This window comes from Rhodococcus sp. BUPNP1 (genome assembly GCF_002215235.1).
In the GTDB taxonomy this organism is placed as follows: domain Bacteria; phylum Actinomycetota; class Actinomycetes; order Mycobacteriales; family Mycobacteriaceae; genus Rhodococcus.
This window is the reverse complement of record NZ_NERM01000004.1, coordinates 1-12,359: the sequence shown is the minus strand read 5'-3', so window position 1 is coordinate 12,359 and position 12,359 is coordinate 1. Positions and strand designations below refer to the sequence as shown.

At 69.7% G+C, this 12,359-nt stretch carries 8 protein-coding genes and 1 pseudogene; 4 read left to right on the top strand and 5 right to left on the bottom strand.

Annotated elements, in window-relative coordinates:
• Window positions 1–197: 197 nt before the first annotated feature.
• Window positions 198–1,613, top strand: a complete 1,416-nt coding sequence (locus B9C99_RS04995) for a DEAD/DEAH box helicase (RefSeq protein ID WP_088897137.1) — start codon at window positions 198–200, stop codon at window positions 1,611–1,613.
• A 48-nt stretch (window positions 1,614–1,661) separates the two neighbouring features.
• On the opposite strand, the gene B9C99_RS04990 is transcribed toward B9C99_RS04995, so the two are convergent.
• The 3 genes from B9C99_RS04990 to B9C99_RS04980 all read right to left on the bottom strand — a co-directional run bounded on the left by B9C99_RS04990 (window position 1,662) and on the right by B9C99_RS04980 (window position 4,474).
• Window positions 1,662–2,684 carry a GTP-binding protein gene (locus B9C99_RS04990; protein ID WP_088897285.1) on the bottom strand — a complete coding sequence of 341 codons (1,023 nt, stop codon included), beginning with the start codon at window positions 2,682–2,684 and terminating at the stop codon, window positions 1,662–1,664.
• 72 nt (window positions 2,685–2,756) lie between these two features.
• Entirely contained in the window at window positions 2,757–3,392 is a 636-nt protein-coding gene (locus tag B9C99_RS04985; protein ID WP_064060010.1) for an MBL fold metallo-hydrolase, read from the bottom strand.
• On the bottom strand, window positions 3,389–4,474 hold the full coding sequence (locus B9C99_RS04980; protein WP_088897136.1) for an S-(hydroxymethyl)mycothiol dehydrogenase: 1,086 nt from the start codon (window positions 4,472–4,474) through the stop codon (window positions 3,389–3,391). The genes B9C99_RS04985 and B9C99_RS04980 overlap by 4 nt, the downstream gene beginning before the upstream one ends.
• 332 nt (window positions 4,475–4,806) lie before the next feature.
• Between B9C99_RS04980 and B9C99_RS04975 the strand changes: the two genes are divergently transcribed.
• Entirely contained in the window at window positions 4,807–6,588 is a 1,782-nt protein-coding gene (locus B9C99_RS04975; protein WP_088897135.1) for a cutinase family protein, read from the top strand.
• A gap of 39 nt (window positions 6,589–6,627) precedes the next feature.
• On the opposite strand, the gene B9C99_RS04970 is transcribed toward B9C99_RS04975, so the two are convergent.
• Window positions 6,628–7,905 carry a LuxR C-terminal-related transcriptional regulator gene (locus B9C99_RS04970; RefSeq protein ID WP_088897134.1) on the bottom strand — a complete coding sequence of 426 codons (1,278 nt, stop codon included), beginning with the start codon at window positions 7,903–7,905 and terminating at the stop codon, window positions 6,628–6,630.
• Window positions 7,906–8,069: 164 nt separating this feature from the next.
• Between B9C99_RS04970 and B9C99_RS04965 the strand changes: the two genes are divergently transcribed.
• Together B9C99_RS04965 and B9C99_RS04960 are read left to right on the top strand one after the other, a co-directional pair.
• Window positions 8,070–9,647, top strand: a complete 1,578-nt coding sequence (locus tag B9C99_RS04965; RefSeq protein WP_088897284.1) for a long-chain fatty acid--CoA ligase — start codon at window positions 8,070–8,072, stop codon at window positions 9,645–9,647.
• A gap of 89 nt (window positions 9,648–9,736) precedes the next feature.
• Complete coding sequence (locus tag B9C99_RS04960; protein WP_088897133.1) at window positions 9,737–11,581, top strand: siderophore-interacting protein; 1,845 nt, start codon at window positions 9,737–9,739, stop codon at window positions 11,579–11,581.
• Between the two features lie 350 nt (window positions 11,582–11,931).
• On the opposite strand, the pseudogene B9C99_RS04955 reads toward B9C99_RS04960, so the two are convergent.
• A pseudogene (locus B9C99_RS04955) lies at window positions 11,932–12,132 on the bottom strand (ISL3 family transposase); the annotation flags it as partial.
• Window positions 12,133–12,359: the final 227 nt, after the last annotated feature.

Below are 12,359 nucleotides of genomic sequence, written 5' to 3'. Positions count from 1 at the left end.
GCGGTAGGGTGACATGGTTCGGGCGTCACGACGACGCCCACCGTCGTGGGATACCGGCGGCCCGGGATCGTGCCCGGCCCGCACGCACAGATGCAGTACGCACAGATGCACCGGCCTTCCTTGCGGCGATCGCACAGCACCACGGGCACACGGCCCGTCGAGTGCACACACGCCGCATCGAAAGGCAGCGCTGTTCCATGACCACATCATTTTCCGATCTCGGGGTGCCCCGCCCGCTCGTCGCCACGCTGAACGACGCCGGGATCACCAGCCCCTTCCCCATCCAGGTGGACACCCTCCCCGACACCCTTGCCGGTCGCGACGTGCTCGGACGCGGACGTACGGGTAGCGGTAAGACCCTGGCCTTCTCGATCCCGCTCGCCGCTCGCCTCGCCGGCCGGAGCACCCGGGCAGCAGGCCGTCCGCGTGGCCTGATCCTGGCTCCCACCCGCGAGCTGGCGACCCAGATCGCCGCGGCCATCGAACCGCTCGCGCATTCGTCGGGCCTGAAGGTCACCACGATCTTCGGTGGCGTGTCACAGAAGCGCCAGGTCGAGGCCCTCCGTCGCGGCGTCGACATCGTCATCGCCTGCCCGGGCCGCCTCGAGGACCTCATGCGCCAGAAGTTCGTCGTGCTCGACGACATCGAGGTCACCGTGCTCGACGAGGCCGACCACATGGCCGATCTCGGCTTCCTGCCCGGCGTCACCCGCATCCTGACGGCGACACCGAAAGACGGCCAGCGCCTGCTGTTCTCGGCCACCCTGGACAACGGCGTCGACAAGCTCGTCAAGCGGTTCCTGAAGAACCCGGTCATGCACTCGGTCGACGAGGCCACCTCCCCCGTCGCCGCGATGACCCACCACGTCTTCGACGTCGCGGGCATGGATGCGAAGAAGGAACTCGTCCGCACCCTCGCATCGGGTACCGGTCGCCGAATCCTGTTCATGCGCACCAAGCATCAGGCCCGCAAGCTCGCCAAGCAGCTCACCGACTCGGGTATCCCGGCGGTGGACCTGCACGGCAATCTCTCCCAGAACGCCCGCGACCGCAATCTCGCCGCGTTCTCGTCGGGTGAGGCCCGGGTGCTCGTGGCGACGGACGTCGCCGCACGCGGTGTCCACGTCGACGACGTCGAACTCGTCGTGCACGTCGATCCCCCGGCCGAGCACAAGGCGTACCTGCACCGCTCCGGTCGCACGGCCCGCGCCGGCAGCACCGGCGACGTCGTCACCGTCGTCCTGCCCGACCAGCGCAGGGATCTCGCGGCCATCATGCGCAAGGCCGCCATCGACGTCACCCCCATCAAGGTGACGGCGGATTCCGAGCACGTGCTGAAGCTCGTCGGCGAGATCGCGCCGTACGTCGCGCCGGCCCCGAAGCAGGCTGCCGCGCCGTCGCGTCCGCAGCGCAACGGTGGCAGCCGCCGTTCGTCGGCTCCCCGTCAGGGCTCCGGTCAGCGCTCCGGCTCGGGGCAGCGTTCCTCGTCGAGCGGACAGCGCTCCTCGGGTGGGCAGCGCGCAGCCGGCGGTCAGCGTTCGGCCGGTCAGGGCGCCGCAGCTACCACCGGTGGCCGTCGTCGTCCCCAGCGCCGTACCTCCGCTGCACGCTGAGCCGACGGGCCGGCCTCCCGCGTCAGCCGGGTGAATCGGCCTTCCGCCTCAGCGGGGCGTGAATCGGTGTATCGCGTACATCGCGTCCGCGGACACCGGTTCGGTCGGCACACAGCGGCGTAGGCGCTCGCGTACGTCGTCGGAGTCCAGATCGGCACCGATGACGACGAGTTGCGTCCCGTCGGGCACGTCGTCGCCGCGACCCGCCGGTTCGAACCGGATGTGGTCGCCGACGGTGTGCAACAGATAGGCGCCGGTATCCAGTCCGGCAGCGACTCGCACGTATCCCTTGATACGGAACACCCCTGCGGGCTGGTTCTCGAGAAAATCCACCAGCACGCGGGGGTGCAGTGCATCTGCGGACTCGAAGGTGATCGCGTCGTAGCCGTCGTGCAGATGGGTGTGCTCGTGGTCGTCCTGCTCGTAGAGCAACTGGTCGAGGGTGAGCTGCTCCCCCGGCTGCGGCCCCGGCCGCTCCGGGATGTCGAACAGCAACGCCGGGTCGATGCGACCGTGATCGGTCGAGACGACGGCGGCGCGGGAGTTGAGCCGGCACAGGCGGGTCAGCAGATCGTCGTGGGCGTCGCCGTCGATCCGGTCGGTCTTGTTGAGCAGCACCAGATCGGCGAGCGCCACGTGCTGTTCGAGTTCGGGATGCTGCTCCGCGGTCGCGTCGAACTCCACCGCGTCGACGACCAGGACGAGGCCACCGTAGGAGACGTATTCGTTCTCCGAGCCGGCGACGAGCCGGATCATGTTGCGGGGCTCGGCGAGTCCGCTCGCCTCGACGACGATCACGTCGAGATCGGACGAGCGGTGGGCGAGCTTGTCGAGCATCGCATCCATGTCGCTGACATCGACTGCGCAGCACAGGCATCCGTTGCTCAGCGAGACCATCGAGTCGACCTGCCCCGCCACCATCATCGAATCGATGTTGACGGAACCGAAGTCGTTGACGATCACGCCGATCCGCGCACCCCGGGTGTTGCGCAGCAGATGGTTGAGCAGCGTCGTCTTCCCCGCGCCGAGAAATCCGGCCACCACGATCACCGGGATCTGCTTCTTCGCCATGATGGTGAGACTAGTCGTGCGCTCGTGCGCGGTTCCGGCGGCGATCGCCACCGGAACCGCGCACCGGCGGCGTCAGCTACCGCGCTTGATCCACTCCTCGAGATGCGGCGACTCGGTGCCGATCGTGGTCCCGTCACCGTGCCCGGTGTGCACCTTCGTCTCCGCGGGCAGGACGAACAGCTTCTCGCGGATCGACCCGATGATGGTCGGGAAATCCGAGAACGAGCGGCCCGTCGCGCCCGGCCCGCCGGAGAACAGGGTGTCGCCGGTGAACAGCTCACCCGCTTCCGGCAGGTACAGGCAGGTCGAGCCCGGCGAGTGACCCGGGGTGGCGATCGCCTGGATGTCGGTGCCGGCCACACGGATCCGCTCGCCGTCCTCGAGCGTGCCGTGCGCGACGCCCGGGTGGGTCATCTCCCACAGCACGTCGTCGGCCGGGTTGAGCAGGATCGGCGCGTCGAGCTTCTCGGACAGTTCCGGCGCCACGGTGATGTGGTCGTTGTGCGCGTGCGTGCACACGATCGCCACGACCTTCCGCCCACCCACGGCGTCGATGATCGGCTGCGCGGTGTGCGCGGCGTCGATCACGACCACCTCGGAGTCGTCGCCGACGAGCCAGATGTTGTTGTCGACCTCCCATTCACCGCCGTCGAGCGCGAAGGTGCCCGACGTGACGACCCGGTCGACGCGGATCGGCGAGGTGCTCACAAGACCACCACCGAACGGAGGACCTCACCGCGGTGCATCGTCTCGAACGCCTTCTCGACGTCGTCGATGCCGATGCGCTCGGTGACGAACTTCTCGAGCGGCAGGCGTCCCTGCTGGTACAGGTCGACGTAGGTCGGGAAGTCGCGCTCGGGCAGGCAGTCGCCGTACCATGAGCTCTTGAGCGAGCCGCCGTGCGAGAAGAAGTCGATGAGCGGCATCTCGAGGGTCATGTCCGGGGTGGGCACGCCGACGAGGACGACGGTGCCGGCGAGGTCGCGCGCGTAGAAGGCCTGCTTGTAGGTCTCCGGGCGGCCCACGGCCTCGATGACGACGTCGGCGCCGAAACCGTTGGTCAATTCCTTGATGGCCTCGACCGCGTCGGTCGAGGTCGAGTTGACGGTGTGGGTGGCGCCGAGGTCGGTGGCCCACTCGAGCTTCTTGTCGTCGCGGTCGACGGCGATGATCGTGCCGGCGCCCGCCAGGCGCGCACCCATGATCGCGGCGTCGCCGACACCGCCGCAGCCGATGACGGCGACGGACTGGCCGCGGGTGACCCCGCCGGTGTTCACGGCGGCACCGAGACCGGCCATGACACCGCAGCCGAGCAGGCCGACGACGGCCGGATCGGCGCTCGGGTCGACCTTGGTGCACTGGCCGGCGTGGACGAGGGTCTTGTCGGCGAACGCGCCGATGCCCAGCGCCGGGGAGAGCTCGGTGCCGTCCTCGAGCGTCATCTTCTGCGTGGCGTTGAAGGTGTCGAAGCAGTACTGCGGCTGACCGCGCTTGCAGGCGCGACACTGGCCGCACACCGCGCGCCAGTTCAGGACGACGAAGTCGCCGACGGCGACCGAGTCGACACCCTCACCGACGGACTCGACGACACCGGCGGCCTCGTGGCCGAGCAGGAACGGGAACTCGTCGTTGATGCCGCCCTCGCGGTAGTGCAGATCGGTGTGGCACACGCCGCACGCGGCGATCGCGACGACGACCTCACCGGGTCCGGGATCGGGGATCACGATGGGCACGACCTCGACGGGCGCTCCCTTCGAGCGAGCGACGACTCCGCGGACTGTTTGCGACATGGTGTCTCCGTTTCGTGATGAGACCGGCAGTGTCCGGTGTTTCCGACTTCCGGTGATTCCGACCCTAGCCACTCCCGCGGTGCTCTGCTCCTGATCGTTCGGCGGGCCCGACCCGGCCGAACGGCCAGGCGCTGAGCGGCGAACTCGAATTGTCCGATTAGCGCATTTCCCTTGGATTTTGCGACTCGACGCTCGGGCCGGCATTTTCCGTCGCCACCTCGGAAAACCCGTGTCGATGTAACGCCGCGAGCGACCTTCACGAAATCCGTTACGACCCGCCGCACTTCGGCGGGCCGGCAATTCCTCGGTCAGAAACGGATTGGTAGAGGCCCATGGCACTTCGAAAGTCGCTGTCGCGTCGGCGGATTCTCGCCGGCGTCTTCGCCCCCACCGCGCTCGGAGTCGTGGCAGCGGCCGCGATCGTGCTTCCGCAACAGGACACCCCCACCGTTGCCGACCCGTATCTCGCCGGCCTGGCGAAGACCACCGAATGTCACGACATGGTCAGCCTGGGCATCGGTGGTCGCGGCGACATCCCTCGCGACGAGTCGAAGATGCTCGTCGACGAGAACGGCAAAAGACTTCCCGCCGGTCAGCAGGACGCCTACAGCAGTATGTGGGTGGATCCGGTGATCAATGCCCCGATGGGGGAGCACGCGGACGGCGAGGGATACGCCGCCATCTACATCGAGTACCCGGCCGACCTCGCCAGCTACGAGAACGCCGTGAACAAGGGCGCCGAGAACACCATCGAGGTCATGAAGGCCATCCGGAGGTCCTGCCCGAACACCCAGTTCGCCATCGTCGGCTTCAGCGAGGGCGCCGACGTCGCGCGCCGCGCCGCAATGGAGATCGGTGCGCAGGAGCAGGGCGAGGACGGTTCCTGGGACATCATCGATCCCGACTCCGTCAGCGGCGTGGTCATCCTCTCCGACGCCGGCCGCCAGGCGGGCGAAGGCTTCTTCCCCGGTGCGGAGAACGGCACGAACCCCGACGGTTTCGATCGCCCCTACCAGCCCGGCGGCGACGCCGTCCCCGGACGCGGCGTCCTCCCCGACACGAACGGCGGCTTCGGTCATCTCGCCGGCAAGGTCGCCTCGTTCTGCTCCGAGGGCGACTTCACCTGCTCGGCACCCGAGAACATCGCGCTGATCGAACTGCTCGCGAACGTGGGCCGTCAGGTCAACGGCGACGCTCTCGAGCGCGAGGGCCTGACCCCCGCGACCGGCGCAGATCTCGCCCAGGTCGTCGGCCGGGTCGCACTGCTCGCTCTCGCCGACATCTCGGCGAACCCGGACTGGATGCGGTCGGACGAGACCTTCCTCGAGGTGCTGATCAAGGTCTCCGACCCGAGCTACGACCCCGCCACCGCACGCCCCACCACGCCTGTGGCCGCCGACGCCGACGAGGACGCGACCGGAGAGGACGGCGCGGAGGCGCCCATCCCCGCGGAGCGTCTGTCCAACCTCGCGTACCTGCCGGAGAAGATCGTCAAGGAGGTCGTCGGGTTCATCCGGAGCAACCAGAACACCCTCGCGGTGGTGCTCGCCGACCCGTACGACCAGACCTTCGGTTACAACGAGGAGACTCGGGACCACTACGGTCACCACTTCGACTACTGGGACGACGACATCGACGGCAAGGGCACGTCCACCGTCGAGTACGCCGCCGCCTGGCTCGAGCACCTGGCCCGCGAGGCCAGGGAGGGCAAGAAGGTCGATCCGAAGAAGGTCGACCAGACCGCGGTGCTCATGATCGCCGAGGAGACGGCGAAGGCCGAGAGCGCCGAGGTGTCCACCACGCCGGAGACCTCGCCGTCCTCGACCGTGAGCGACGATGCGACGGTCGCCGACAGCAGCGTGCCCGCCGCCGTCGACGGCGCCCCGGCTCTCGCGGGCGACCCCGCCGCACCGGTGGATCCGCTCGCGACCGAGGCGGGCGTGCCGGCGGCCACGTCCACCCCGGTGACCACCACGGCCCCGGTCCCCACCCCGTCGGAGACCACGACTCCGGCCACGGGCGAGACCACCACCGACGCCGGATCGACCACCTCCGGAACGCCCACGACGACCGTCGCACCGACGACGACCACGTCGCCGGCACCGGCTGCCTGACCGTCCTCGACGGGCCACCCGACGACCGAGAACTCGGCGTCAGCCCGCGGCGCGGACCCCGGCCTCTGCACCGAGAGCCGCGGCCTCACCGCGAGTGCTGACGCCGAGTTTTCGTAGTACGCCGGCCACGTGGAACTTCACCGTCGACTCGCTCACGCCGAGGCGTTCGGCGATGACGCGGTTGCGCCGTCCGGCCACGAGATGTTCGAGGACCTCGATCTCCCGGGGCGCGAGGGCGGCGAGCGCATCGAGGGCGGGGCCGTCCGTCGCGGCGATCGGCAGGTCGAGCGGGAAGCTCACCGCGACCCGTGTCCCCCAGCCGGGCGTCGATTCGGATTCGATTCCACCGCCGAGGGTTTCGACGCGGTCGCGGAGCTGGCGTCCGAGTTCGACGACGTCGATCTCGCCGTTGCCGTCGTCGCGCACGTCCACCAGCAGGGTCGAGTCGTCGCAGGTCCACGCGACGCGCACCCGCGTCACGTCGGTCTGACCGGACATCGCCAGCACCGCGCCCCGGGCAATCGCGCGTGCCGCGTGCGCGACCTCGCCGGGCAGTCCCCGCCCACCCACCGGCGGAGCGACCATCTGCAGGTCGAGCGGACGGTGCCGCACCAGATCGCGCAGTTCACCGTGGAGTCGGGCGAACGCGGTGGTCAGCGCCTCCTCCGCGAGTTCGCGGTGCAGGTCCACCGCCGATCGCAGGCCGATCAGGGCCTCGGTCGCCGTCTCCCGCGCCGTGGTCCGGGCACGGGTGTCGTCGAGATCCTTCGACCGCAGGGTCGCGAGGATGGTCTCGAGGGTCACGGCATGGGATTCGGTGAGTTCGGCGACGGTGCGGGCCCGCTCCGCCGAGGCGGCCCGCGATTCCGCGAGGTAGGCCGGGCTGGCGGTGTGCACCTGCAACCGGATGCCGGTCGCGACCACGCCGAACGCCGCCCGCACGAGGTCGAGGGCCGCGGACGTGGCCCGGGCCCCGCGCGGCACGAGCACCAGGAGCGTGTCGGTGCTGTCGAGGATCGCGCACACCTCACGATCGCGACCGGCGAGACGGAAGCTGCCGCGCCGGATCTCCCCCGCGGCGAGTTCGTTCCGCACCCGATCCAGCTCGGCGATGGTCACCCGGTCGACGATCGACGGGTCGCCGGCCACCTTCCGCGGCCGTCCGGTGCATTCCCTCGTGAAGATCACCATGGCGCTGTGCGGAGCGAGGTCGTCCACATAGGTGGAGAAGCGCTGCGCGATCTCCGCGAGCGGACCGGTCAGGACGTCGCGCAGTTCGGCGATCAGGACCTCGGGACGACGGGCAGCGGGACTCACGTGCCCACGATATCGGCGTCCACCGGCGCCCTTCCCGGCGAGCCATCCCTCGGCGACGCGAGCATCGCGTACTGCGCACTTCGGCCCCTCGCACCCCGACCGGCGGTAACATTCCGACCACTGGGGCGACTTCGATTCCTCGTCCGTGGGAGGTGCTGCGAACCGTGGCGGACCCCCGCTCGACGACGGGCACCGCGACCGCGATCGACGGTCGCGACGGGTTCCCCGCGACCGTGCCCGGTCTGCTGCTCGACCGGGTGTCCCGCTCCCCCGACTCCGTCGCCTACCTGCGTCCCGACGGCGAGCGGTGGCGCCCCTCGACGTGGACGGACGTTCGGCGGGAGGTCTTCGACCTCGCGGCGGGACTGATCGGCCGGGGTGTGGAAGCCGGATCGCGGGTCGCGATCTGCGCGACGACCTGTTACCGGACCGTCGTCGCCGACCTCGCGATCGCGTGCGCGGGCGGCGCCACCGTCCCGATCTACCCGGCGACCCGCGACGACGAGGTGCGGTCGCAGATCCGGCGTGCGCACGCCGTCCTCACCGTCGCCGACCGGCCGATCGCCACCACCGATCTCCTGGGCACCGACGGACTCGGCGAGCTCGCCGCCGAGGGTCGTCGTCTGCTGCGCACCGACCCCGGCGTCGTGGAGCGACGGATCGCGGCGCTGTCCCCGGACGACGAGGCCGCGCTGATCTACACGGCGTGCGAGGACGGCCGCACCAAGGGCGCGTGCCTGACCCATCGGGGCACGACCTACGGTGCCCGTGCCGTCGCGCAGACCGGCATGATCTCGTCGTCCGACCGTCAGTTGCTGTGGTTGCCGCTCGCGCACGTCTTCGGCCGGTCGTTGCTGATCATGGCCATGCACACGGGCGTGAGCACCGCCGTCGACGGTCGCGCCGACCGCGTCACCGCGAATCTGCGGACGGTCCGGCCGACCTTCCTGGGATCGGTCCCGCACGTGCTCGGGAAGATCGCCCGGCTGGAACGGGACGAGCTCGGGGGTCGGCTCCGCTTCGTCATCTCCGGATCGGCGCGATTGTCCGAAGACGTCGCCCGGCGGTTCGAGCAGCTCGGTGTGCCGGTGCTCGAGTGTTACGGGATCACGGAGACGTCGGGACCGTCGTGCGCGAACCTGCTCGGCGCGCACCGGCCCGGCACGGTCGGCCGGCCGCTGCGCGGCACGGAGGTCCGGATCGCCGATACCGGTGAACTTCTCATCCGCAGTCCCGGAGTGATGACCCGTTACCACGACGATCCCGCGGAGAGTGCCGCCGCGCTCGACGCCGACGGCTGGTTCCACACGGGCGATCTCGCCGAGATCGACGCCGACGGATTCGTCGTCGTGACAGGGCACCGCAAGGACACCTTCAAGACCAGCACCGGAAAGTACGTCGGCCCCACCGCACTCGCGGACCGCTGGAGGAGGGTGTGCCCGGGCAGCGAACTCGTCGTGGCCGGGGAGCTGCGCCCCTACTGCGTCGGCCTCGTGTTCACCGCCGCGCCGGAGCCGGTCGTCGCGGCCGCGCTGGAGCAGCTCAACGCCCGATCGGATCCGTGGGAACGCATCCGCCGATTCGTCACGGTGAGCGCGTCGCCGGACGCCGACGATCTCGACCCGGCCGGGCGTCCGATCCGTGATCGCGTGCTCGCCCGGTACGCCCGTCTCGTCGACGAGATGTACGCGAACGGTCGTCGCGCGGGCCAGGACGGGTCGCGGCAGCCGAATGCCGTCTGAAGTAAGGTTCGCCTAAACGCAGGTCACCGCGCGGCCGGAGAGTCCGGTCGTTCCGCCGTCCACGATCCCCTGCCGAGGAGAACGCACCCATGGCCCGTAGTCTTCGCCCCATCGAGGTCTTCCCGATCACCACGCGGTACCTGAAGGTGCTCCGCGTGACGGACGTGAGCCCCGGGATGCGACGGGTGACCCTCGGGGGCGAACAGTTGCAGGCGCACGTCGCGCCGAACGGGTTCCCGGTGGAGGCGTTCCGGTCCGACGGTGTGGACGACGAGTTCAAGCTGATGTTCAAGCATCCCGAACTCGACGAGGCCCTCGGCCCCACCCAGGCCGACGGCGTGGTGAACTGGCCGCGCGATCCGAAGCTGCTCATGCGCACCTACACCGTCCGGCGCTGGGATCCGGTCGCCGGCGAGATCGACGTGGACTTCGTGCGCCACGGCGTGGGTCCCGCGTCGAGCTGGTCGTACCGCGCGGAACCCGGTGAGACCATCCAGATCGCCGGACCGAAGTCGTCGGCCGGACACCCGCAGGGCGTGGACTGGACGCTCGTGGCAGGCGACGAGACGGCTCTGCCGGCCATCGGGCGCTGGCTCGAGAACTGGCCGGAGGGTGCACGCGGCCGGATCTTCGTCGAGATCGCCGACGACTCGCATCAGCAGGATCTTCCCGTTCCCGACGGGGTGGCGCTGACCTGGCTGAGCCGCGACGGCGCCGAGCCTGGCACGACGACCCTGTTGTTCGATGCCCTCCGGGCCGCCGAGTGGTGGGACGGCACGGTCTTCGCGTGGGTGGCCGGTGAAGCCCTCACGCTCACCCCGATCCGGCGGTGGCTGCGCAACGAGAAGGGCCTGCCCAAGGAGCAGGTGGAGGTCACCGGTTACTGGCGTCGTCAGGAGGTCGCGGTGTCGGAGGCCGACGCCTCCCTGCCCGATTTCGAGGCGACCGAGGACGAACGCGACCGCTTCGACGAACTGGCCGAGATCGCACCGGGTTTCGCGCTGCGGGTCGCGGCGACCATCGGACTGGCGACGGCCTTCGACGCGTCGCCGCGCACCCTCGACGAACTCCTGGCCAAGACCGGAACCGACCGCACCGGTCTGGGCAAACTGCTCCGCTATCTCACTGCCGTGGGGGTGGCCGAGGATCTCGGCGAGGGCCGGTTCCAGCTCACCGGCGTCGGCCGTGAACTCGAGGACGACCACCACATCGAGGAACTGCGACTCGACGGCGTGCACGCGCAGCGGGAACTGGCGGGCATGCTCGCGCTCCTCGCCGCCGTCCGCACGGGTCACGGGGACGACGCACAGCGGTTCGGGAAGAGCTTCGCGCAGCGCATCGCGGACGACACCGCCCTCCTGACGGACCGGTACGAGCAGGAAGCCGAGATGGCCGTCTACTTCGCCGGTGCCCTCGCGGCGAAGGTGCCCGCCGACGTCATGACGATCGTGGTCTCCGGTGAGGCCGCCGGTTCCTACGCCCACGCCCTCGTCACGGCGAATCCGTCGGCACGGGCGACCGTGGTGGCCGCGCCGTCGGAGATCGAGGTCCTGCGTCGCGTCCACGGCGAGCACGAGCGCGTCGCCTATACGCCGGGCAGCATGCTCGAAGCCCGGCCCGAGCCGGTCGACGCGGTGCTGCTGAGCGGGCGGTTGAACGAACTGCCCGAGGCCGACGCCGTGCACGTGCTGCAGCAGGCGGCGGCCGGACTGAATCCGGGCGGCCGGGTCCTCGTCTTCGGCACTGTGCTCGACGACATCGCCGGTGAGCACGACTACGAGGACGATCTCATCGACTTCGCGCTCAGCGGCGGCGGTGGTCGTACGCACGAGGACCACCTGGCACTGTTCGAGGCGGCCGGCCTCGCGGAACCCGAGCGCACGACGGTGGGCTGGGGCATGACGCTGTACACGTCCACCGGCTCGGCGGGCTGAGATCGTGGGAATGCAGCGGCCTCGCGACGCGCGGGGCCGCTGCAGAACGACGAGAAGAGCTGCTGCGAGGAAGTCTCCCGCGAGGAATGTCTTCCGAACGGTGGACCTAGCGGGAGGCTTATCGAAACTTGCCCCAGCGCTGGACGGATGGTCCCGAGCCACAGGGCTATTCGGAAGCGTGCGTGTCCACCAGGCGCACCGAGGCGGAGCCTTCCTCAGCTGTCTCGACCGGATGAGGTTCGTCAGGTTCCGGAAGTTCAGGGCCGAGCCGCGGAGGCGCTCCAGGCACCCGTTGACGGTCCCGGTCGGGCCGTTGCACGTGCCGGTCCGGTCGAAGAACGCGAGGATGTCTCGTGGGCGAGACGCCGCGTGTCCGTCCCGCGCGAGAGCGCCCGGCTACCGCATCCCCGGCACCACGGGTCCGGCTCGGCGACGCGGCACTCGATCACCGCGCGATCCGGCTCGAGCAGCTGACCGACGGCCACAAGACCGAGCTCGTCGAGGTGGAAGAAGACGGTCAGGTCGGGGGTCGCGAAGGTAGCGTGGTGCACGTCGAGGTCTTCCGGCGGATGGTCAGTGTGAGAGCTTCCATCATCGGAAGGCCTCGACTTTCATCCGGCGACCGACGCGCTCAGCCACCCACCCCCTCAACTGCGACACTCCTATTGACTTGCTGTCAAGCGGCGGTCGTTTGGCGTCGAGGCTGCAGCGTCTGGACGATGAGTGGATAGAGCTGCCGAACGAGATACCGTTTCAGGCAGCGGATGATTTCCATCTT